The 22,572-nt window shown below is 47.9% G+C and carries 19 protein-coding genes and 1 pseudogene; 1 reads left to right on the forward strand and 19 read right to left on the reverse strand.

What is annotated here, in order from left to right; translation table 11 throughout:
• Nucleotides 1–286: 286 nt before the first annotated feature.
• Both B9D94_RS31535 and B9D94_RS16705 read right to left on the reverse strand, forming a co-directional pair.
• Nucleotides 287–388, reverse strand: a pseudogene (locus tag B9D94_RS31535) (ABC transporter ATP-binding protein); the annotation flags it as partial.
• Between the two features lie 148 nt (nucleotides 389–536).
• On the reverse strand, nucleotides 537–3,218 hold the full coding sequence (locus B9D94_RS16705) for a glycoside hydrolase family 78 protein (protein WP_148247545.1): 2,682 nt from the start codon (nucleotides 3,216–3,218) through the stop codon (nucleotides 537–539).
• A gap of 193 nt (nucleotides 3,219–3,411) precedes the next feature.
• Here B9D94_RS16705 and B9D94_RS16710 point away from each other — a divergent pair, with 193 nt between their 5' ends.
• Nucleotides 3,412–4,284: an AraC family transcriptional regulator gene (locus B9D94_RS16710; protein ID WP_253805993.1), complete on the forward strand. Its 873-nt coding sequence runs from the start codon at nucleotides 3,412–3,414 to the stop codon at nucleotides 4,282–4,284.
• A gap of 30 nt (nucleotides 4,285–4,314) precedes the next feature.
• Here B9D94_RS16710 and B9D94_RS16715 read toward each other — a convergent pair whose 3' ends face one another.
• From B9D94_RS16715 to B9D94_RS16795, 17 genes are all read right to left on the reverse strand, one after another.
• Complete coding sequence (locus B9D94_RS16715) at nucleotides 4,315–5,133, reverse strand: NmrA family NAD(P)-binding protein (protein ID WP_006209769.1); 819 nt, start codon at nucleotides 5,131–5,133, stop codon at nucleotides 4,315–4,317.
• Between the two features lie 144 nt (nucleotides 5,134–5,277).
• Nucleotides 5,278–5,919 (reverse strand): response regulator, encoded by a 642-nt coding sequence (locus B9D94_RS16720; RefSeq protein WP_006209768.1) that lies wholly within the window; start codon nucleotides 5,917–5,919, stop codon nucleotides 5,278–5,280.
• The gene (locus B9D94_RS16725; protein WP_082834335.1) at nucleotides 5,916–7,628 is read right to left on the reverse strand and encodes a GAF domain-containing sensor histidine kinase; all 1,713 of its coding nucleotides are present in this window, start codon (nucleotides 7,626–7,628) and stop codon (nucleotides 5,916–5,918) included. The genes B9D94_RS16720 and B9D94_RS16725 overlap by 4 nt, the downstream gene beginning before the upstream one ends.
• A 39-nt stretch (nucleotides 7,629–7,667) precedes the next feature.
• A complete protein-coding gene (locus B9D94_RS16730) occupies nucleotides 7,668–8,096 on the reverse strand; it encodes a GNAT family N-acetyltransferase (protein WP_063479285.1) in 429 nt (142 codons plus the stop codon).
• Between the two features lie 167 nt (nucleotides 8,097–8,263).
• Nucleotides 8,264–9,352 carry a copper resistance D family protein gene (locus B9D94_RS16735; protein ID WP_148247546.1) on the reverse strand — a complete coding sequence of 363 codons (1,089 nt, stop codon included), beginning with the start codon at nucleotides 9,350–9,352 and terminating at the stop codon, nucleotides 8,264–8,266.
• Complete coding sequence (locus tag B9D94_RS16740; RefSeq protein ID WP_148247547.1) at nucleotides 9,352–9,990, reverse strand: copper resistance CopC family protein; 639 nt, start codon at nucleotides 9,988–9,990, stop codon at nucleotides 9,352–9,354. Before B9D94_RS16740 ends, B9D94_RS16735 begins: the two co-directional genes overlap by 1 nt.
• Nucleotides 9,991–10,161: 171 nt before the next feature.
• Nucleotides 10,162–11,289, reverse strand: coding sequence for a glycoside hydrolase family 88 protein (locus tag B9D94_RS16745; protein WP_063479282.1), 1,128 nt, complete (start codon nucleotides 11,287–11,289; stop codon nucleotides 10,162–10,164).
• 15 nt (nucleotides 11,290–11,304) lie between these two features.
• Nucleotides 11,305–12,186 (reverse strand): carbohydrate ABC transporter permease, encoded by an 882-nt coding sequence (locus tag B9D94_RS16750; protein WP_006209762.1) that lies wholly within the window; start codon nucleotides 12,184–12,186, stop codon nucleotides 11,305–11,307.
• A 15-nt stretch (nucleotides 12,187–12,201) separates the two neighbouring features.
• The gene (locus B9D94_RS16755; protein ID WP_148247548.1) at nucleotides 12,202–13,161 is read right to left on the reverse strand and encodes an ABC transporter permease; all 960 of its coding nucleotides are present in this window, start codon (nucleotides 13,159–13,161) and stop codon (nucleotides 12,202–12,204) included.
• Nucleotides 13,162–13,239: 78 nt separating this feature from the next.
• Entirely contained in the window at nucleotides 13,240–14,871 is a 1,632-nt protein-coding gene (locus B9D94_RS16760) for a type 2 periplasmic-binding domain-containing protein (RefSeq protein ID WP_148247549.1), read from the reverse strand.
• A gap of 137 nt (nucleotides 14,872–15,008) precedes the next feature.
• Nucleotides 15,009–17,342, reverse strand: a complete 2,334-nt coding sequence (locus B9D94_RS16765) for an AraC family transcriptional regulator (protein ID WP_148247550.1) — start codon at nucleotides 17,340–17,342, stop codon at nucleotides 15,009–15,011.
• A 350-nt stretch (nucleotides 17,343–17,692) separates the two neighbouring features.
• Entirely contained in the window at nucleotides 17,693–18,442 is a 750-nt protein-coding gene (locus B9D94_RS16770; RefSeq protein ID WP_148247551.1) for an SDR family NAD(P)-dependent oxidoreductase, read from the reverse strand.
• A gap of 69 nt (nucleotides 18,443–18,511) precedes the next feature.
• Nucleotides 18,512–18,928 carry a DUF2500 domain-containing protein gene (locus B9D94_RS16775; RefSeq protein ID WP_006209756.1) on the reverse strand — a complete coding sequence of 139 codons (417 nt, stop codon included), beginning with the start codon at nucleotides 18,926–18,928 and terminating at the stop codon, nucleotides 18,512–18,514.
• Nucleotides 18,929–19,146: 218 nt separating this feature from the next.
• Complete coding sequence (locus B9D94_RS16780) at nucleotides 19,147–19,329, reverse strand: hypothetical protein (RefSeq protein WP_006209755.1); 183 nt, start codon at nucleotides 19,327–19,329, stop codon at nucleotides 19,147–19,149.
• Between the two features lie 181 nt (nucleotides 19,330–19,510).
• Nucleotides 19,511–20,815: a YCF48-related protein gene (locus tag B9D94_RS16785; protein WP_148247552.1), complete on the reverse strand. Its 1,305-nt coding sequence runs from the start codon at nucleotides 20,813–20,815 to the stop codon at nucleotides 19,511–19,513.
• Nucleotides 20,816–21,391: 576 nt separating this feature from the next.
• Nucleotides 21,392–22,027: an NAD(P)-dependent oxidoreductase gene (locus tag B9D94_RS16790; protein WP_006209748.1), complete on the reverse strand. Its 636-nt coding sequence runs from the start codon at nucleotides 22,025–22,027 to the stop codon at nucleotides 21,392–21,394.
• A gap of 52 nt (nucleotides 22,028–22,079) precedes the next feature.
• Nucleotides 22,080–22,517, reverse strand: coding sequence for a MarR family winged helix-turn-helix transcriptional regulator (locus tag B9D94_RS16795; RefSeq protein ID WP_148248809.1), 438 nt, complete (start codon nucleotides 22,515–22,517; stop codon nucleotides 22,080–22,082).
• Nucleotides 22,518–22,572 lie beyond the last annotated feature (55 nt).

The raw sequence follows: 22,572 nt of genomic DNA on the forward strand, positions 1-22,572 counted from the left end.
CTGATGGTGCATTGGAGGGTGAACAACAGGTTGTCATAGGCTTATGCCTAATTTATTTGCATGCTTTTAAATACTATAATCATCGTATCGATTCTATGCGAAGAACGCCTCGAATGCTGCCTATTGGAGCTTGTTCGAGGCGTTCTTTTGTGAGCTTGCCCTATTTCCGAAGGAGGAGTACCATGACCGATTTTGAAGCGATTTATCAGAAGTATTTGAAAGAACAAAAAAATGAAGCAGGGCCTCGTAGGCTCGAGATGCTGGAACGTGAACTGATTGGAAGTAAACTAGAAAATACAAACCCGATCTTCCTTCTCCGAAAGACCGTCAGCTCATCGTCCTTCATATCGAAGATAGACTTCCCGTCAACGATAACTTGACCGCTAGTCCCCTATCCAGATCCCATCCTTTGTTAATATCATTATGGGTATCATACTTCCTAATCCTCTATCCTATGATTTATTCCTGAACAGAAAAAAGCTCTGTGCCGCAATCCAGCGCGGTACAGAGCTTTAGATTCATACTTTTATTCATCCCTAACTGGAATGACCGGTGAATTTATAACAGAAATGATAATGACCAGATCCTGCTTGAATCACAACGCCGGCTTTGCCATCGCAAGCGGAATGAACGCCCTTGGCTTCAAGCAGTGGCGTCCCATCGCCTTCCGTTACCCTCGTTCCGTCAAAAATACCAGGCAGACGGATTTCCGCTGTTGTATTGGGCGGAATGGTTATCTCCAGCCGGAAGTCCCCAGCATTGCCCAATCTCCAATACGACCGGACCCTTCCATACATCGTATCGATCGTTCCTGCTGCCCACGTCAATCCCTCGCCAGGCACGGGAGCAATCACGATTCGTTTATAACCCGGCGCTTCCTCCACCGTCTGGATTCCGGCAACCGTTCGATACAGCCAATCGCCGATCGCACCGTACGCATAATGATTAAACGAATTCATGTCGCGACTCCAGAAGCTGCCATCTTCCTTAATGCCGTCCCAATGCTCCCATATCGTTGTGGCGCCCTTGGTGACCGGATATAGCCATGAAGGATAGTCCTGCTGGAGCAGCAGCTTATAAGCTGCGTCATGCATGCCCTGCTGACTTAACACATGACTAATGTAAGGAGTGCCCACAAACCCTGTCGTCAAGTGAAACTTGCTCTCTTCCAGCAGAGTGTAAAGACGGGCTGCTGCCCGTTTCTCTGCCGCTTCATCCAGCAATCCGAACATAAGTGCAAGCACATGCGCGGTCTGTGTCGATGCCGCAAGGCGTCCGGATGGGGTCACGAATTCCCTGCGAAACGCGGCTACCACCTGCTCCTTCAGTTTGGAATACAGGGCCGCATCCTCTTTTTGGCCCAATACTACTGCGGTCCTCCGCAACAATTCAACCGAATAGGCATAAAACGCCGATGCGATCAAATCCCGCTCTGTGGCACCTACGTAGTCACCCGATTTCGCATCCAGTCCCAGCCAATCTCCAAAATGGAAGCCGGTATTCCACAGATATTCATTCTCCCCTTGGCCTTGAATGTAGGCAACCCAGCGCTTCATGCTCTCATATTGCCGTTCCAATATTCGCTGATCACCGTAACTCACATAGATCGTCCAGGGACATATAACCGCTGCATCCCCCCAAGCGGCCGAAGCGAAGTCTCCCTTGCCGAGCACATGAGGAACAACGAAGGGAACCGCCCCATCGTCACGCTGTTCTGCAGCCAAGTCGGATAACCATTTGGTAAAAAACGGGGCCACATTGGACAGATAGGATGCTGTCTGAATAAACATCTGTGCATCTCCTGTCCAGCCTAAACGCTCGTCACGCTGCGGGCAATCCGTGGGTACATCGAGGAAATTCCCCTTAAGCCCCCATCTGATGTTGCTCTGCAATTGATTCACCAAGGGTTCGGAGCACTCAAAGGTCCCCGTCTCTTCAAAATCCGAATGAACCACAACGGCTTCAAAAGCTTCATGATCCAACTGCTCCTCCGTGAATCCGGATAATCGAACATACCGAAAGCCCTGGAATGTAAAATGAGGTTCATAGGTTTCTTTGCCATCACCCTTTAATGTGTACCCGATGGTTTGTTTAGCCGTTCGGAGATTCTCGGTATAGAAATTCCCTTCGCTATCCAATATTTCGGCATGTTCCAGTGTCACCACAGCGCCTTCTGTCCCCATAAGACTGAAACGGACCCATCCAACCAGGTTTTGTCCAAAATCAATGACCATCTCGCCTTTAGGCGTAACCAGCCACTCAGCTGGCCGTACCGTTTGGATTGCTCTTACAGGTTCGTTAATCTGAGGCTTCAACATGTCATAACCATGCTCCAGCGATTCCACTCCATGCCAATCGCGAGACATATAATCCGGTGTGCTGAAATCCTCGAATTCCAGGCGGGCGTCATAGGTTTCGCCGTGATAGATCTCTGACATTACAATCGGACCTTTGGCTGACTGCCAGCTTGAATCTGTTGTGATCAGCTCCTCGCTCCCATCCGTGTATGTTATATGCAGTTCTAACAGCAAGGCTAGTCGATCTCCATAGATGGCACCCTTCTCCTGCCAGCCCAATTGCCCTTTGTACCACCCATTTCCGAGCCATGCTCCAATCGCATTCTGTTCCGTTCTTAACATGTCCGTTACATCATAGGTTTGCGTCTGAATCGTATGCTCATAACTGGTCCAGCCAGGCGTGAAATAACGATCTCCCACCCGCTGCCCGTTAAGCTCCAGCTCATATAGCCCTAATGCCGTTGCGTATATTCGTGCCTGCCTGACGGAGGAATTCAGCCGGAAGCTTTTGCGCAGGAGCGGCAGATGCGGGGAGTCGGTGGGCAGCAACGATAAGGGTGCAGATATCCATTTCCCTGCCCACTGCTCCCCTTCCAGCTTACCGGTCTCCCAATACGCGATATCTGACCATTCCGATAATTCCCCGTCTTGATTCCACAGGCGTACGCGATAGTTATAGCGCTTACAAGACTTTTTATCCAGTTCCTTCAATTCAACATGAACCGATTGTGATGAAGCCACTTTTCCCGATGTCCAGTAAGGCTCAGAGAAATTTGGAAGATTCGAAACCTCAATCTCATAAGCGGTTTGGCTGACCGCTCTTTCATCCGAATCCAGCCTCCAGCTTATACGAGGACATCTCTCTCCAATACCAATCGGGTTATGCTGATACTCACACCGCAAATCCGTCACCTTAAACATAATCAAGCCTCCGTTCACTTCATATTTATGGCACACACCTTGGTTATAGGACTTCTGCCGGGATGTAATATTCCACATTCGTGCCTATTTCAACTATTATTATAAGTGAACATCATCTCAATATTATGGGTATAACGGACAAGTGCATGCGGTATTACGGACTTTCTTCCGTTATGGTCCAGGAGGGGCATATATGATGAAAAGACCGATGGAAACCTACTATGGGGATCACTTTTTCCGGGATGACACCATGATGTACGTGAATCGAAATGCGGAGAATTTTTCAGGCTCATACCATAACCATGATTTTTTGGAAATCGCTTATATTGTGGAAGGTGAAGGCTTTCATCATCTGGAGAACACGGTGCAGCGAGTCCGCAAAGGCCATATTTTCTATATACCGCTCGGCGTGTCCCACGTATTCCGGCCTACTTCTACAAACGGGAAGCCGCTCATTGTGAACAACTGCATATTCTCTGTACAGCTGCTGTCCAAGCTGATTGCCTTTGCTTCAGATTCCGATACAGCATCCTTTCTGCAACGAATGCAGGACGGCTCTCTTGGGTATAAATCGATTATGGACCAGCATGACCGTTTCGAGAAGCTGTTCGACTCCCTCTATGAACAAAATGCCATGCCAATCCGTGGGTCAGCTGTTTATTTGCACACTCTGCTTCTACAGCTGATCATTGAATTCAGCCGTGCAATCGAGCATTTGCATTCAAAGCCTTCAGAACTTCAACATCATTCATTTCAAGATGTTCTTCAATACGTGGAGAGACATTACATGCACGAGCTTTCGCTAACGGTTCTTGCCCATATCAGCGGATTCAGCGAACGCCATCTGCAGCGCTTGTTCCGCCGATATACCGCTCAAAGCTGGCATCATTACTTACAGACCGTACGTGTTCGAATGAGCCGGGAGCTGCTGCGAACGACCTCGGATAAAGTCAGTGCAATCGCCGAGAAGGTTGGTTATAAGGACATTCACTCCTTTAACTCGGTATTCAAAAGGAATACCGGACTCACACCGGGTCAGTACCGCAGTGAAACCAGGATCGATTGAACAGAGGTCCATCTCCTAATAACGGAGTCCTCAAACTTTGAACAATTTTACATGCTCTTGCGCCCACTCGGCAAAGGTTCTGGCAGGTCGGCCCGTTACGATTTCAACTGTTGGATTGACGGTGTAGGCTTCGACCGGAGGGTTCATATGCCAGTTGATGACATAATCCATGATGTCCTCCCCTACTCCAAGTTCCGCCATGCGTTTACGCTCCTGCTCCTCTGTTAAGCGGATGAATTGAATGTCTCTGCCGATAAGATCGCTGAGGATTCGAACCTTATCTTGAACGGATAATGCTTCGGGACCGGTTAAGGTATAGATTTTACCGGCATGACCGTCTTCCGTCAGGGCTGCGGCAGCTACCCGTCCAATATCTCCTTCATGTATCAATGCACTGATCGAGTCTCCATAAAGATCACGGACGACCCCCTCCGTTCGTATCGACTCCCTCCAGCTCAGCACATTGGACATGTATTCAACCGGCTGCAGTTGTGTCCATTCCAGATTGCTTGATTCAACTGCATGCTCTACCGTGCCTTTCTTTCCGTCCCATAATACACTCACTCGCTGAACCCCTGCTGCTTCGGCAGCTGCAATGATCTCTTTCCCTGTCGTAAGCGGAACGTAGCCTGTTCCAGTGGTAATTAAATGCAGACCGCTCACCCCCTCTAATGCGGGTACCAGAGTGTCAGGATTACTTAAATCTCCGCCGACAACTTCAACAGCTGCAGGCAATTTAGCTGAAGCCGGATAGCGGCTAAGCGCCCTTACCTTATGACCGGCCTTAAGCAATTCTTCCACCACATGACGTCCTACATTTCCGGTTGCACCTGTGACCAAAATCGTCATTTTCATTCCCTCCCTATGGGTGATTGTTGTATTTCCATTAAACCGCAATTCGAAGTGGGTTACGTCCAGCGCTGGTCTTATGCCAGCATTATAAAAAGGCCTTATCCAAAGATAAGACCTCTCACTACGACCATAGTCTGATATTTACTTGCCGTACCAATGGTTCCTGATCGCATACAGCGCTGCCTGGGTTCGATCCTGCACCTCCATTTTTCCTAAAATATGAGTTATATGCGTCTTTACGGTTTTCTCGGTAATATGCAGCTCCACCGCAATCTCTTTATTGCTCCGCCCCATTGTAATTTGTTCGAGTACATGCTGTTCACGCTTGGTCAGAATATCAATTCCTTTGGCAGCTTCCCCGTCTGTTGCTACATGAGCGATTAACTGGTTTGTCACTTGGGGATGAAGCATTCGATTCCCGTTAACGGCAGCCACGATGGTCTCTACCAACACTTTGGGTTCAATATCCTTCAACTGATATCCAATGGCTCCCGCTTTGATGGCTGGTAGGACGGAATCACGGTCGGCAAAACTGGTAAGTATGATAACCTTGATATGAGGAAATTCGCTTGTGATCCGTTTTGTGGCTTCAACTCCATCCATCTCCGGCATCATCAAATCCATCAATACGACATCAGGCTGCAGCATTTCTGCCTTAGCCAGAGCTTCGCGCCCATTCAGCGCCTGATCCACAATTTCAATCATGGGCTGGGTCTGCAAGAAATAACGCAAGCCCCTTAATACAACGAGATGATCGTCAACGATGAGAACTTTAATCTTCATGCATCTACAACCTCTTTCTCAGTCCATAACGGAACCATGACTGTCAGCATTGTCCCTGTACCTTCTTCACTGCTAATGCTTAAGGTTCCTTGGATCTCGGCTGCCCTCTCCTTCATGCTGGTAAGTCCAAGCGAACGGTGATGCTGCTCTGAAGAACTGGGGGTAAACCCCCGCCCTTGATCCGAAATTTTCATATATAAATGGGGACCGACCTTCTCCATTCTGATCCATGCGCGATTCGTTCCCGCGTGTTTGCTGACATTGTTTAACGCCTCCTGGCCGATTCGATACAGCGTCCCTTCCACCTGCTTTGTAAGCTCCGGAATTTCCTTCATGAGAAACGTGAGCTGTATGCCAAGCTTCTCGGCATAATCCCTCAAAGAACCCAGTATCCCTTTCGCTTCCCCGGAAGGCCTCAGCTGCCAGATTAACGTCCGCATTTCGGTCAGCGTTTCCTGAGCCAACTGTCCAATATCACTCATGGCTTCTGCCGTATCCGAATTCTCATGCAGGGTCTGCTCGCGAACCCCTTGTGCAAGCAGTGATAGAGAGAATAGCTTTTGATTAACCGAATCATGCAAATCCCGCGCCAGGCGGTTCCGTTCTTCGACCAATAGCAGATCTTGCCATTCATAATATAAACAAATCTTTTCAATCGCAAGTGAGATATGCTCTGCCAGCACCTCCAGTATTTGGATCTCCAATTCACTAAAGGACGGGTTCTCCCTACCAATGAAGAGTACGCCCACCATCTCATAGGTTTGAAAAATACGCTCATGATGCTTTAAGGGCAGCGCTGCGGTATACATATAAGGCTGTACGCCCGGAAGTATCCGAACCGGACCTTCATGAACCACCACCTTCTGTTCCTCATACGCACGATGTACGCTTCCTGTTTTTTTGCTCGTTTTCTTAGAGCCCTTACGAACAAGCTCCTTAAGATTGTGTGTCACGCCATTCTGCCGAAAGGTGCGCAGATGCAAGTCATCATTTTCGTCAGACGTAATCATGGCTACACTTGGCCAGTCAAACGACTGAGCAAGCTGCTCCACAATGGCCGTATACATTTTGTTCATGTCATTAATTTTCCAGAGGTATCTTGTCACCTTGCTTGCCTTGGCATAATAATCCACGATAAAACGAGATATGCTATCCACTGCTTGCTTCTCCTTCTGCTCGGAGAGCCTCGTCCGCTCAACGGCAGTCCCAATCTGATAAGCAACAGATTGTAAAAGTGCCAGCTCACCCGCGCTGAAATGCTCTTTGCCCGGTGAGCCTACATTCAGCAGCCCCAACCGTTTTCCTTGAACGGTCAGGGGGATTGTAGCATGATGGGTCAAATTGCCGGTTTCTCCCCAGCTCTGTTCAATTGCGTTATATAAACGTTCGCATTCAATAATCGTAACAGGTTCATTTAAGCTTCCAGCCCAATGCATACGAAGACATAAGCAGTCCCCGCATCGCATCGGTTTTTTATCTTCCCTGGCTAGAGCTGGAGGGAGATTGAAATCCGCCATCTTATCATACTCCGGTTTATCACCAACCAGAAAAATCCAGCCTGTCTCAAGATGGGTTAACTCCAGCAGCCGTTCAAGCGTCGTCTGAAGCATTTGCTTCATGTCGTTGCTCTCATTCAGAGTTTCTGCAATGGTCTTTAGAATCATCAATTCTTCAACATACTGATCTTTATCACACAGTATCAGACTCACCTCCACTCCATTCCTAAAAATGAAATTACCCTAGATTCTTTAAAGCCGTTTCTCGAGCATAACCTCATCTTCCTGGATATAACCCGACTTGGCATAAGCTCCGATCGCCTGATCGTTGTCGTGACCTGTCAGCACCTTAACCGTCTTCACTCCACGCTCAACCAGCTGTTCCTCCAGGTGTGCGATAAGCATTCCTGCCAGCCCCTGTCTTCTCGCCCGCTCCTGAACATACATCTCCGTAATTTCGCCCATAAGCTCAGGGTAACAGAAGGACTGAAAGGACTGCGCACAGGCAAATCCCACAGGAACATCATTCAAATAAGCAATCGCCACAATCTCGTGCGCCTGTTTCAAGCTTCGCTCCACATCCTCCTGCGGCATTAGAGCTTCATTAAATTCCTCATTCAATTGAACTAGAACGGAAGCATCGGAATGAGATGCCATGCGAACCTGTTTGTGAATATCCATTCTATGTATCCTCCATTATCATCCTTTTAAAATATGGAAAAATATGCTATGTTGTTCCTCCAGTATACCACCTTCTCCAGCCTTTTATATACTTTGGGGTATCAAAAAAAGGGTCCTTGCTGCAAACACAGCAAGAACCTTTTTCAATTCCAAATCACTCGGCTTGTTCAGCCTGCATTAACCGAGAACATCAGACCGCAGTATATCAGCACAACAGCGCCTAACCCACTTAAGAGGCCGCCGGCAGCCGCGCGGTTCCTGCGAAATACATTCACGACATTCCACAAGAGGACAAGCCCGATACACAGGCTAAGAATCCCTATCCAGCTCCATGTAAATGCCAGTTCACCGATCGTAAACCCGGGATGGAACCAGACAAAGGTTGAAGCAGGACCGTAGGATGCCAGCGTATCTGTGACATCATGCGGGGCCGGCTGCTGGTTCATATACCCCGTTGCAATATATATCAACCAGATGAGAATGCTCTCGCTTCGCGCCCATGCCGTCGGTTGATAGCTTGCGTCACGGCGAAGCTTGCGCTTAACCAGATGACCGTTAACAAAGGCGAAGACCAGCAGCGGCAGGATCAGAATGTGCTTGACAAGCAAGGCCTGTCCGTAGGATAACGTCCAGCTGTTCACGGGATCCGGCGTCACCGCCGTCATCAGGAACAAACCTGATCCGATCACGATGACAACGCAGACGATTGCTGCTGGATGAAACCATCTCAGAAATGCACCCCAGCGCTCTGGATCCGTACTGAACCACCCTGTAATCAGCAAAGTTCCCGTCCAAATGGCCATCGCTGTAAAATGGCCAAAAAATGCAAGCTGCCCTGCGCTTTCGAATAAGGACGCTGCGTGGTTAAACGAGGACATGGCTGCTGCAATACCCAGCAAGGCAACCGGCATAAGCCAGCGTAATACCGTGCCTGAATTTCGGCGGACGATGATGGTCAAGACCGCCAGCAGTATCGAGAGGACCAGGATCCAGGCATAACGTTCGCCTTCACTGAACTTGAACATAATACTGTTAAAGGACTGCCAGAACCCAATATCATCCTTGAAGAACATCATAATCTGCAGCAGAGGGACGAAGCCGCACACCATAATGGCCACAGCTGAAACCGGACCCAGCCAGGCTGGCAAGGAAATTTCAGGTTTATATGCTTTTGGCACCAGGGACAGCACCGTGATACCTGCCAGAACGGCATAAGCTAAATATAAGAACGGTTCACTTAACCAGTAGTAAGACATTATTTTCTCTTCCGCGATGCTCGAATTCCAAAATATCCTGCGACAAATGCCACGATGACTATAATAGCGATCCAAATAGCAGATCCGCCACCTTCAGATGATTCGGCAGCCGGAGTGTTCTCAGCTTGCTGACCCTCAGTCGCGGTCTGATCGGTGTTGTCAACTGCCGTGTCATCAGCAGGTGTTCCTTCATCCTGCGCATCACCGGCATCCGCAGACGTGTCTTCGGTATCGGCAGGCGGTGTTTCCGGCGCAGTCTCCGCTTCCGGCACTTCTACCTCGAAGGCATACGTCCCGTCAACAGGATGTCCATCACCGCCAACAATCTTCCATTCTACCGTGTAAGAACCGGATGGAAGAGGTGCTGCCAGCGTACCCAGCAGCGTACTCTGGGTTACTTTTACCTCCGACACTTCTACCGACTCGCCTTGCGCATTTTTAATCTTGACCGTACTCAAGTTTTCATCGATATTTTCATTAAAGGTTAGACTGACTTCCTTGACGCTTTCCGTCAGCTTGGCATCCGCGGCAGGCGTACTGGTTTCCAGCTTGGAATGGGCCCATGTTGCTGTCGGGAACACCAGCACAAGCAGCAGACCCAAGGTCAGCAAAACTGAAGTTTTCACATGTTTCAACACGTATATCTCCTCCAAACCATTATCTCAAATTTGAATCTTCCTCATCATAACAAAGTCATTTCGACAATGCCAATGAGTATATTGTGAACAATGATTTTCAAATATTTTACACAAAAAGGGCATGCCGCATATGACGCGACATCCCCTCAATGTTCCATGTAGCTGATCTACCTATTCTCTCTCATACCAATAACCCGGTATCCTCTGGGTCAGCCGCAGCAGTGCTTCAAGATAATAATAGTCGCCCCAGATCATATAATCGTCCGGTCCCATTCCACCTCTGACATAATAGGAACCGTGCTTGATCAAGCCTTCTTCCCCTTCCTCTCCAAGAGTAGAATATCGGCTTGCCAGGGAGGTCATCGACCGTTCGACCGCATCTGTCAATAGCCCTTTATTGCCATCTTCATTCTCCAGATGCTCCAATATTTCCAGCATGCCGCATGCTGCAATCGCAGATGCGGAGCTGTCGCGAGGTGTATCCGCTTCAACCGGAACATCGAAATCCCAATAAGCAACGTTATCCTCCGGCAGATGGCTGATAAAAAAGCGTGCCGCTCGTATAGCCGTATCCAAGTACTTCGCATCACGGGTATAACGGTATGACAGTGCAAACCCGTAGATCGCCCAAGCCTGGCCGCGCGTCCAGGTGGAGCCGTCGTGATACCCCTGATGCGTCCCGCCTCCGATGGGAGTTCCATCCGACGGATTGAAGTAGAACGTATGATACGAGGAGTCGTCCCCTCGCATTAAATACCTGCGGCTCTTATCCGCATGCGCCACAGCCACAATCCGGTATCGCTCATCTCCGGTTTGGTTATAGGCCCAGTACAGCAGCGGAATATTCATCATGCAATCGATGATGATGCGTCCTCCGTTCTTCTCGTCCCCCTTCCGGCCCCATGCCTGAATATACTGTCCTTCCTCCCGCCAGCGCAGCATCAGATGGTCGGCAGCTTTCAGAGCGAGCTGTTTGCCCTCTTCATGCTCGTCCACGATCCACGCCGCTAATGCAGACGGCAGGTAGAGGAACCCGATGTCATGATGATCCAGATGCCGCTTCTCCTGTAAGCGCAGCTTATAATCCTCCAAGTGCGCTAGTGCCGTCTCCTTAAACAACGGTTCCTTTGTATATTCATAACTCAGCCAGATCATTCCGGTGTAGAACCCCTCGATCCAGTCATTGCTCTCTCCCCACTCGTAACGCTTCTCCGCCGTGATATGCGGAAATTTCTTCGGATATCGGCTCATATTGCTCTTGATCTTTTGGATCGCATCCTGAATGGCTTGTTCCCACATGATTTTACATTCCTCCTATTCTTTGATGGCTCCGATCATAACGCCCTTCACGAAATATTTCTGCAAAAAAGGGTACAGGAACAAAATCGGCAGCGTAGCCACCATAATTGTTGCGTATTTGATCGTTTCGCCCACCGGCATCCGGTCTCCTCCGCCTACTGAGGTCATCATGCTGTTGGTGTCGTTCTGAATCAGAATCTCGCGCAGAATCAGCTGCAGCGGGAACAAGTTCCGGTCCCTTAAATAGATGAGTGCATCAAACCATTTATTCCAGTGCCACACTCCGTAAAAGAGTACCATAACCGCAATGACCGGCAGCGACAGCGGAATGATGATCCGGAACAGAATCGTCCAGTCGTTGGCGCCGTCAATCCGCGCGGATTCCTCCAACGCATCGGGGACCCCTTGAAAAGCGGTTCGCATAATAATCAAGTTCCATGTTGTCATGGCGCTTGGAATAATCAGTGCCCAGTACGTATCCAGCAGGCCGATGTTTTTCATTAACAGGTATTTCGGAATAAGCCCTCCGTCGAAAAACATCGTCATGACAATCAGCATCATAATGGTGCTTTTCCACATGACGTTTTTTCTGGATAGACCATAGGCTCCAAGAGCCGTCATCAGAATGTTCAGCGTCGTTCCGACCGCTACATAAAAGATTGTGTTCAGATAACTGCGAATGATGTTCGGATTCTCAAATACCATCCGGTAGGAATCCAGCGAGAACCCCTTGGGCCACAGCAGGATTCCCCGATGCTGAACGAACTCGGCAGGCGTACTGATCGAAGCAAACAATACATATAGAAACGGGTACAGCGTTACGATTGACAGCAAACATAGAAGAATCACATTCGCCGCATCAAATATGACCTCACTGATTGATTTTGAAGTTCGCATAGATGGCCCCCTTTCCTACCACAGCTTCGTATCGGTAAAGCGTTTGCTGAGATAATTGGCTCCAATGAGCAGAATAAAGTTAATGAGGGAATTAAACATGCCGACGGCCGCACTGAAGCTGTAACTCGCCTCCAGAATCCCCTTGCGGTAGACGTAAGTGCCGATAACGTCCGCAGTCTCATAAATAACCGGATTATACATAATCAATATCTTCTCGTCCTGAAGCGCCATAAATGAACCAATCCGCAGGATCAGCAAAATGATAACCGTTGGCAGGATGCCTGGCAGTGTAATCTGCAGCATCTGCTTCCACTGTCCGGCACCGTCTACCTTCGCTGCTTCATACAAGGATGGATCGATGTTCGAGATGGCTGCAAGATAAATTATGGAGCCCCAGCCAATCCCCTGCCAGATGGCAGACGAGGTATAAATCGTTCGGAACCATTCAGGCAAACGCATGAAGGAAATCGGTTTTCCACCGAAATACGTCACTAATTGATTGATCAATCCGTCAACGGACAAAAAATCCACCAGCATGCCGACTACAACTACCACAGAAATAAAATGAGGGATATACGTAATGGACTGCACGGTCCGTTTAAATACCCGATGCCGCACCTCGTTCAGCAGCAACGCCAGCACAATCGAGGCGGGAAACACAAATATCAGGTCGTACGCGCCCAGGATAATCGTATTGGATACGACCCGTTCAAAGAAAAAACCGTTAAAGAAGTCGCTGAAATGCTGAAAGCCGACCCAAGGGCTGTGCCATATTCCAAGTCCTGCCGAGAAGTTTTTGAACGCAATCTGCAGCCCGTACAGCGGACCGTAATGAAACACGGCATAAAATGCCACAACCGGAAGCAGCATCAGGTAGATCATGGAATTCCGGCGAAAATCCTTTGCAACTCTTATTTTGAAGCTATCTGGTTTATTCCGTATAACAACGCGGTTGGTCTCTTCCTTCAGCTGCACCGAATGCCCTCCTCTGATACAAGATCGAACACGCCGGAAGGGAGAAATCTAACTTCTCCCTTGGCATGCTTCGTCAACTTAACGGCTGTTGAACCGGTCGAGCGCAGCTTGCTGAATCTGAAGCGCTTCTTCAATCCCCATTCCCTGAAGCGTCTGGACGAATTGATCAAACCCGCTGATTGGCTCCACGCCCATAATGAATTTATTGACCATCTCTTCGTAATAGGTATTAATATCATTCATGATGGAGGCATAACGAGTGCTCTCTTCAGCCGTTGGCGAAATAATCGGCATCAAGCGCTTATTATCCGCCTTCATCCATGTCTCGATGGCTGCTTTCTGCTGAGGAAGAGCGGAATACTGTTCAATATACCGGCGATCCTGGACAAAAGGTCCCGAGTAGCTGGCGAGGTTATATTTGGACAGCGCTTGGGTGATGGATAAACCATCCGGGTTCTTCATCACTTCGTCCGTATAGGCCGGGTACCCGTCCTTCATGCTGTAGCTGACGCCTTCTACGCCAAAATTAAACAGCATATGTCCTTCTTCGCCGTACTTATAATCAAGCCACTTTACGGTCTCCACCGGGAATTTGTTCGCTTTCGTAATCGCCGCCCCGAATCCATTAAATGGCGAATCCTTCTGCCCCAGGATCGGAGTGTCGCCCTTCTTCAGCACAACGTTAGGAGCACCCAACAGTTTCACATCCGGATTGGATTTCAGCATAAGCTCCGAATATCGGCCCAAGCTGCTTCCCATGTATCCGGAGAATGCGCCCAATTGATTGTTAGTCACCTTGGCATCCTTCAGTGTGGCATCTGTTGCGGCGTAATCCTGATCGATCAGCCCTTCGGCATACCATTTGCTCATCGTCTCCAAATACGATTTAAACTCCGGTTGAATAGGGCCGTAGCTTACCTTGCCATCCACCTGGTAAAACCCTGTCGTAATTCCCCAGGCTCCGATAAACGCATGATTCAATGCCGTCATATCCAAGTCAAGCAGGAGCGGAATTTCATCGGCCTGCCCGTTCCCGTTTGGATCCTTGGTTTTGAATGCGGTTAACACTTCGTGCCACTCATCCATCGTTTCCGGTACGGACAGCTTTAATTTCTCAAGCCAATCCTCGCGGAGAATGATGCCGTTATAGGTCAGCAAATACTCATCCCCGCGGATAAAAGGAAATACGTAAATGTTGCCGTCGTCTGTCGTTATGAGTTTTTTGTATTCCGGATGCTCGTTTAACAGCTTTGATATATTCGGTGCATGCTCTTCAATCAGCTCATTCAGTCGAATGATCGTTCCATCCGAAATGGCTTTGTCCGGTCCGCCGGATACATTAGCCCAGCCGTACTCGATGACATCTGGCAAATTGCCCGAGGATACCATAATATTGAAGGCATCTGCCTCCTGTCCGGCAGGGGGATGCTGAAACTTAAGCCGGGTCCCCGTCAATTTCTCCATTTCCTGATAAGCTGCAATCCCGTTCATATCCTGCATCGTTGCCGATGCGTTGGCGTTAAGAGATACCCAGTACGTCAGCTGTCCCGGATAACCCGGCTCACCCTTTGAAGAAACACCGGCTCCTTCCTGCCCTTTTTCGCCCGCAGGATTCTGAGCTCCCGAGCTTTTCCCGCTGCATCCAGCCAGCATGGCTACGATTAATATGAAAATTGCCAGCCTTGTCGCTCGTTTTTGGTTTGTTTTCAAATCACGACGCCTCCCTTTTTCCTGTTTGAATGATCATCCGATTTAACCAAGGACCGAAGTGAATCAGCCCTGTTTAAATTCTAGGGTCAAAGCGCCTTCATCGTATACCGTACACATTCATGATCTGTTAACAGAGATTAAGAATTGAGATGATCATTTCTTAAGGTGGATGGTAGAGAATGCAGAGTTTCCTTGTATTTTCCCGGGGTTATTCCTTCATATTTTTTGAATACCCGGATAAAACCCACATCGCTGGTATAACCGACGGAACGGGCAATATGTGAAATCGTGTTTTTGGCATCCTTCATCATTTCCTTGGCATGCTCGATCCGAATCTTGGCCAGATAATCCGTCAGGTTGGTGCCGCTGTTCTTCTTGAAGAAAGCCGACAGGTACGGGGGCGTAATGTTGAACTGCTCGGCGATGGAAGCCAGACTGATCATGGTATCGTTGTGATGATCTTCGATGTAGATTTTGATTTTTTCCAGCAGCAGTGAAGAGGAATCTCCTCTCTGCTCTCCCACGTACAAGCAGACCTTGCCGAACATCCACTTCACCTCCTGATATAACTCTTCCACTGTGCTGCCTTCGGTGATATCCTCGATTGTTTTGCCAGCTGTTCCGAAGATGTCCTCATACTTCAAATTTAAAGCATTGAGCAGTTTGAACATTGTGCTGAGCAGGTTCGCGAAGAGGAGTCTCCCCAGATCCGGTGAGATGGACTTGCCCATAAAATTGTTGCTGTACAGGCACTGAATAATGTCTTGAGCTTTATCGACATCCCCGCTCTTCATCGCGTTAATGAGCTTGACCTCCGTCTCAATGGGAAAATCATAATACACCTCCGTTTTTTGTTTCATTTCATCATAGAACAGGATCGGTTTATAGGCTGTAAATATGGAATATTCGAGTGCTTTCAGGCTCTCGGTATAACCGCTGGACAAACATCCGGGGCCTGTATGAATCCCGCTGATTCCGATCGTTGTCACGGTTTTGAAGCGTAGTTCGATGACCTGTTTCACCTGCTCCGCCCATTCAACCAATTCCTCTAGCCCGCACTGCTGAGAGTCGGGCACGTTTAATATGATAGCAACCAGATTTTTCTCCAGTTCCACCGAGTAAGCGGCAAAAGGATGGATTTCCTCCGCTACCTTGCCGGTAACGAACCGGATCAGTGCCCACTCGCTTTCACGCTCGTTATGAATAAATCCACTGGCATCCCTGAGCTCGATCAAGGCAACAGCAAACCCCCGCTCCGGAAACGAGATGCCCATGAACGTCATGGCATGATCGGACATATCACTTGCGTCCACATTACCCTTCAATAAACGCTGCAAAAAGTTGGAGCGGATGACCGGCGTTTGCCTGGACAGCTGCTCCCTCATCTCCGTCTGCCTGCCAAAGGAATCGGCCATCGTCGATTTGATGAAATCATATTCATTGCGAACGGCCCCCTCCCGTGCCGGGTGCGCCTGCCGAATAAAACGGATAATGTCACGCAGCGGATAATACGCCCGGTAAGTCATGAACGCGCAAGCGGCTACCCCGGCGGCCAGACAGATCACAAGAACGCCGGCGGCCATTCTTTTGACCATATTGACCTTCTCCATGAACACTTTCTCGGGCACGATGGATACGTATTCCCACCCGCTTCTCTTCGAGATTGCCGACACAGTCATCATCGGATGATCCTCCGGTGTCTTCCCGACTCGGCTGACCGAGGCTGCTCCGGCACTTAAAATAACTTGTCCGCTGGCATCCTTGATATATATCGTCCCATGATTTGTCTTCACGATCTCTTCCAGGAGCCCTGTAATCTGTCGTTCGTCAATCAGCATGATTAGCGCACCTTTCGGATGGTTCTTCTCTCCAAATGGAAGCGTTTGCATATATGTCAGCATCCGTTTCTGATTCAAACCTTTCCCGACCTCCGTCACGGGCAAGTAACGGTTAAAGTGAACGCCGTGCAGGATATCCGACCGATACTGTTCATAGGTTAGATTTTCATATCCATAAATATCGGAGAACAAAACGCTTGAGGTTGTCTTTAAGGTTGGACTCAGAACCGTGTTGCTCTCCCTTAAATAGACATAAAAATCAGTAATAAAGCTGCTGCTGTTGCGGTAACGCTGCATTTCCTGCATAAAGCTGAAGTAATTGTAATGCTCGATGCCATTCTGAGGCGAGCCTGCCTTGAGCAGCGCGTCCAGCCTTGGATTCGACGTGATATTCCGGGAAATCAAATGCATCTCATCCAATCGGCCGTCCACTACCTGCTTGGCTTGCTCAATCAGCGCCATGTTGCTGTTATTCGCGTTCTCGATCATAATCTTCTCAATACGAGCATACAATCCGCCGAATACAATGACCGGGATCAACAGCACGACAAGATAGGACATGAGCAATGTAACGAACACGGACACGCGATTGGAACGCTCCATTCTTGCACTGGTTGTCGTCGACTTCCCCATACCCTCATTCCTTCCGGTTTCAATGGTTATATATCTTCCGTACTTACATTAATTACATCATACTGTTTTTATTTAACATGAACAGGCCATCTTCAAAAATGTTAATCGATCACGAATTTGTATCATGCTCGAAGGCTTCAGCCTCCACTAAGGCCACAACGAAATTCCTCCACCATGCTGTGCTCATCAGAGGCGATAACGCCAATCCATGAGATGAATTAGCCTTATCGAAGTGTGGTGTGTCCTCTAATTGCTCAGTGGTTCAACATTCTCAGCGGCCGCAAGAACAACGCAAAAAAAAGGAACGCCTCCATAGAGACGCTCCTTTTTGGGGTTCAATCCGATTCAGCTTAAGGCTCATAGATCATTTTGCGGGTCATGCCCCCGTCAACGACAAGATGCGCACCTGTCACAAAGTCATTATCCGGATCGGTGAAATAGAAACAGGCTTTGGCAATATCAGCAGGAACTCCCATCCGCCCCGCTGGATGCTGCTTGTGGTCCTCCGAGCGAAGATTGTCATAGCTGCCGGTCTCAATCCATCCCGGACTAATGCAATTCACCCGAATCCGATCAGGTCCAAGACTAATTGCCATCGCATGACTCAATGCAACAATGGCTCCTTTGGAAGCCGCGTAGGCTTCTGAATTCGGCTCGGACATGATGGAGCGTGTGGAGGATATATTGACAACAGCTCCGCCTGCACCCGACTTTTTCATATATAATGCGGCTTCACGCGTCGCAAGAAAACAGCTTCTGGCATTGGTATTCATGACATCGTCCCAATCCTCAACAGACAGCTCATAGGGAGATTTCCAGCAGGATACTCCTGCATTGTTGATCAGGATGTCGATCGAACCGCCATGTTGAACGGCTTCTGCCATGAGGCGTTTAATATCTTCTTCCTTTCGTACGTCACAAGGGATGAAGACCGCCTTCAGTCCTTGTTCCGTCAAGGAGTGTGCCGCCAGGCTTCCCTGCTCCTCGTTAAAGTCGCTTAATATGACTCGCGCTCCGCTTGCAGCATAGGCTTCCGCCAATCCGCGGCCTATCCCATTGGCAGAGCCCGTAATCACGACTGTTTTATTCTCAAAATTCATTCGCAGCTCCTCCTTTTTCTCCTACATTATATACCACAGGAGGAAGCTGACTAAAATCAAGCCCGACATTTATTTAGGATGCTCATAACCCCTCACCACGCCGAGATGTGCCTTCGGGTGCCGTGCAAATCCGTAATACCGGGTACCTTGGAAACGCAGTAGCCCCTCGTCACCTTCCGCACACATGCCGAATTCTTCACCGTTTACAATAAACTCCATCCGATCTCCGCTCTCAACTTCAAAAGTAAGATAATAGGTGGTACGAGTACGGCTCGACATCGTATCATCTGTCTGCTGCGTGTGTTTCACTTCCGTTCGCTTGCTCACAATTTTGGAATCAACCGATAGCAAAGGCTGTCGGTTATTCTGACTCCACTGCAAGATTCCCTTACCGGCCGACAGCAAAATGATCCCGATGACGACGATGAAAAACACGGGCATTACGCTGCCGAAAAAATCGAACATCCAATCTGATCCCGATCCCATACGGCTCCCCCCTCCACCTTGTCTTGAAATATGTATATGCTTCTTCTTGGACAATTTAACTCATATGTCGTGGAAAGTTTGATTGAAATTTTAAAGAACTTGTCCCTTTCTGAAAACGCCAAAAAAGAAGCTGGTCTCTGCTCTTGGTCAGCTTTCAGCTTCTTCGTGGGACTCAAACACCCTGATCTATTCATTTTCCTTCTCATCGCCATTCACATTCAATCGTAAGCCAATCTCAGCCATTTTGTTGTCTCTTCTTGTCCTGTCATTTCTTGATCCTCAGGTGTCAGCTCCTGTTCATTCCAGCATGCCAGGCATTGTTCCTCCGTATCGCATAAACATGCATCATCACAATGGTAACACAAGCGGAGGAAATTTATCGTCACTTGATCGGTATGCATATGAATCGTTCCCTTCTCTAACATAATGGAGTATCTAATTACATCTTTATAGTAGCATAGATATTCACTTTTTATTGTGATTTATTTCACAATATAATGTCAATAAAAAAAGGCTGTACCGGATCTGACTCTCTCAACAAGGTACAGCCTTTATTCAGTAACTTATAATAGCAAATTCAGACTATAAACCCTGCCAGGTTTCACCACCGTCACTGCTTTTCATGAGTCGGGAGCGCTTCTTGTCGGTGGTTTCAATCAGCATCCAGCCTACATCAGAGGAGGTAAACTGCAATTTCACCACGTTAGGATACTTGGCTAGATTATCTGCTAGTAACTTGCTTCTCGGGAATGGCTTCCAGGTTTTTCCTAAATCATTCGAATGATACACAATGCCGTTAACCATACGCCAGCCGTCATGAAGCCGACGGAAGACAGGCTGGATAGTTCCCTTACCGGCATCTCCCGTCATCGGGAATGACACCAGATTCCACGATTTTCCGGTATCTCCCGTGAAGTATCCCATGTAGCTCGCCTGATTATCCTTTACGCAGGTAACCGGAATATATACTTCGCTACCGCTGCCGCCTCTTCCCAGTAACTTAGGCGCCCCGGCGTAAACCGAACCGCACGGGTCAAGAAGCTTGCTCTTGAACACTTGACCCGAAGATTTCCACTTCTGACCACCATCACGAGTAATATACAGCTTCGAGGACTGCATCTCCCGAATGGTAGCAAATCCGACCAGCGAATCCGTGAACGTTAAACCGATGACTGATCCTGTTCGCGGAATGACGCTACCTGGGACACGCGAAGTAGAATACTCCGTATTCTGCATGACTTCATCCCATAAACCGCCATTGTTGCTAGTGTGGAACAGGGATTTCTCCTCAGAGCCCCGGGATATGTCGCCTTTTGCCATGATCCATCCCTGCTGTGATGAAACGAAGGACAGTGCAGTGACAACGCCTGTCTCGGGCAGCGACGAGAGCTTCCAGCTGTCACCGCCATTGGTTGTATTCAGCAGAATGGTTTCCGCTGATCCCTGCTTATTTCGTATAATCCAGCCATGATCCTTATCCGCAAACACGATGTCTTTGCCATACTCCAGCTTGTCAATGAATTGAACATTGGAGGAGGGTGAAATATCCACCCACGTTTCACCATGATCTTTAGTTTGGTAAAGACGAAGTTCGGTGTTCGTTATTCCCCATGCAATTCCCGTTGACTCACTAAGGAGATGGAAGTCTGTCAACCGTGTATGTATCTGATATTTACTTTTTTCCTCAGGGGCCTTCATGGCCGTATCCGGCGTTACTAATGTGATGGTCTGACCTTCTTCTTCATCTTCAACCGATTCAGGAGGACCTTCCGGTGTAGAAGGTTGCTGTTGCTGCTGTTGTTTTATCGGTTCTGAGGTACAGGCTGCTAACATAACTGCCATCATTGCCAGCATACTGAGCCAGAATATAAAACGACTTGATCTCAAGAATTCTTCCTCCTCATATTTCGATGTGCATGTTGCAAATCCGCTTTTTCGACATTATAACATATTCCATCCAGCTGATAAGTAAAGAACTGACTTGCAAAATTTACAATACTGTAGCTTTTTAATAGATTCACTCTCATATTCGGGTAGGTTAATCCATAGATAGACATCAAAAAAACCCTAACGTGATTCATACGTTAAGGGAGTTTTAATTTACAAATATAATGCTCGCCCATTTCGAGGGTTCTTGATAATCACCAGGTTTATGAACCAAATCGTCCGGTTTGTTATGTATTCGCCTATGTGAAACGACTCGGGCTTTCTAGAGATACCTTCCTTTTTAACCGGAAGACATATTAGAAGAGAGGTGGTCATGAAGCATGACCTTAGAGGTGTCTAGATGCAGGATAGAATGTGGATCTTCTATTATGAATTTTTCACATGATGAAATAAAATAATATTGTTGATTGCTGTTGTTGTTTTCATTCTTTATTTTCACGCATAAAAAAGCAAGCTGATTTCGTATCGAAATCAGCTTGCTCGAGGATTTATATATTAAGATATATCCTGGGCTGATTAAACCTCGGATATGACCGTATAGCGTTCATTGAGATGCTTAGGCAACTCAATTTCATCCAATACCGCAATCGCGTAGTCCTCATAGCTGACATAACTTTGACCGCTGGAATTGACAATGACATGATCCTTACCTTCTTGATAGCTTCCTGTCCGCTGACCATTCGGATTAAAGAACGCTGCCGGACTGAGATATGTCCATTTCACATCTGAAGAATTCTCCAGGTCTTTCAGGTTCTCTCCTGCATGGAATGCTGTCGGATAGTATTCCTTAGGAAAATCAGGTGTTTCCATCAGTCGGGTGGTTTTGGCCTCATCAACAAACAGACTTCCGGCTCCTCCCACCACGATCAGTCGGGTATCGGCTCCTTTCAGAGCATTTATCAGCACGCGTCCAACTTCAATATATTGAGTTTCCTGCCCAGGCGCTGCGCCAAATGTATTCACTACCACGTCGAAGCCTTGAAGATCGGCATCGGTTAAATCCAGCACGTTCTTCTCCACGATGTTAACACTGGAATCGGTAATCCTGGAACCATCACGAACAATTGCCGTTACTTCATGTCCGCGTGCTTGCGCTTCCTTGAGAATCAAATTTCCTGCTTTACCTGTTGCACCGATAATACCAATCTGCATGATGAATCGCTCCTTTATCAATTGTATATACAAATGAGAAGGTGAAAAAGAGCTACAGTTTTCCCTTTTTCAACATTTCACTGGACTCATGGAGAAGTTTAGTTAGTTGTTCGCTATGTTCCTTCCCCAAAATGGAAGCATATTGTCCGTACAGCAGTTCAAAATATTGGTTCAGCTCCTTATATAGAGCTTTACCTTCCTCTGTTAAGAAAATATGCGTTTCCTTCCATTCGGACTTGCGTTCAACTAAATTCTTCTCTTCCAGCTTGTCAATGAATCGGGTGCTTGTGGATGGAGCAATCGATAACTTATCACATAACTCTTTCTGCGTGATTCCTGGGTACTGGTATACCACCACCAACACATAGGAGTACGTTGGCGATAAGTCGGCTTTTGCAAAAGCATCCTCCGCCATCTTTGTCATAGAACGTGCAAACCGATTCGATGTAAAAAACAAGCATGAGGTCAAAATAGAATCATCTATGTTCATCATCATCACCTTTCATTTGTATATACAAATTATCACATTGCTATCTTTATGTCAA

Source organism: Paenibacillus sp. Cedars (assembly GCF_003184205.1).
Lineage (GTDB): Bacteria > Bacillota > Bacilli > Paenibacillales > Paenibacillaceae > Paenibacillus_AQ > Paenibacillus_AQ glucanolyticus.

Coding starts and splice junctions, on each gene's coding strand:
- B9D94_RS16705 (WP_148247545.1), bottom strand. CDS start 3,218: ATGTTTAAGGTGACGGATTTGCGGTGTGAGTATCAGCATAACCCGATT.
- B9D94_RS16710 (WP_253805993.1), top strand. CDS start 3,412: ATGATGAAAAGACCGATGGAAACCTACTATGGGGATCACTTTTTCCGG.
- B9D94_RS16715 (WP_006209769.1), bottom strand. CDS start 5,133: ATGACGATTTTGGTCACAGGTGCAACCGGAAATGTAGGACGTCATGTG.
- B9D94_RS16720 (WP_006209768.1), bottom strand. CDS start 5,919: ATGAAGATTAAAGTTCTCATCGTTGACGATCATCTCGTTGTATTAAGG.
- B9D94_RS16730 (WP_063479285.1), bottom strand. CDS start 8,096: ATGGATATTCACAAACAGGTTCGCATGGCATCTCATTCCGATGCTTCC.
- B9D94_RS16735 (WP_148247546.1), bottom strand. CDS start 9,352: ATGTCTTACTACTGGTTAAGTGAACCGTTCTTATATTTAGCTTATGCC.
- B9D94_RS16745 (WP_063479282.1), bottom strand. CDS start 11,289: ATGTGGGAACAAGCCATTCAGGATGCGATCCAAAAGATCAAGAGCAAT.
- B9D94_RS16750 (WP_006209762.1), bottom strand. CDS start 12,186: ATGCGAACTTCAAAATCAATCAGTGAGGTCATATTTGATGCGGCGAAT.
- B9D94_RS16765 (WP_148247550.1), bottom strand. CDS start 17,342: ATGGGGAAGTCGACGACAACCAGTGCAAGAATGGAGCGTTCCAATCGC.
- B9D94_RS16770 (WP_148247551.1), bottom strand. CDS start 18,442: ATGAATTTTGAGAATAAAACAGTCGTGATTACGGGCTCTGCCAATGGG.
- B9D94_RS16775 (WP_006209756.1), bottom strand. CDS start 18,928: ATGGGATCGGGATCAGATTGGATGTTCGATTTTTTCGGCAGCGTAATG.
- B9D94_RS16780 (WP_006209755.1), bottom strand. CDS start 19,329: ATGCATACCGATCAAGTGACGATAAATTTCCTCCGCTTGTGTTACCAT.
- B9D94_RS16790 (WP_006209748.1), bottom strand. CDS start 22,027: ATGCAGATTGGTATTATCGGTGCAACAGGTAAAGCAGGAAATTTGATT.
- B9D94_RS16795 (WP_148248809.1), bottom strand. CDS start 22,517: ATGAACATAGATGATTCTATTTTGACCTCATGCTTGTTTTTTACATCG.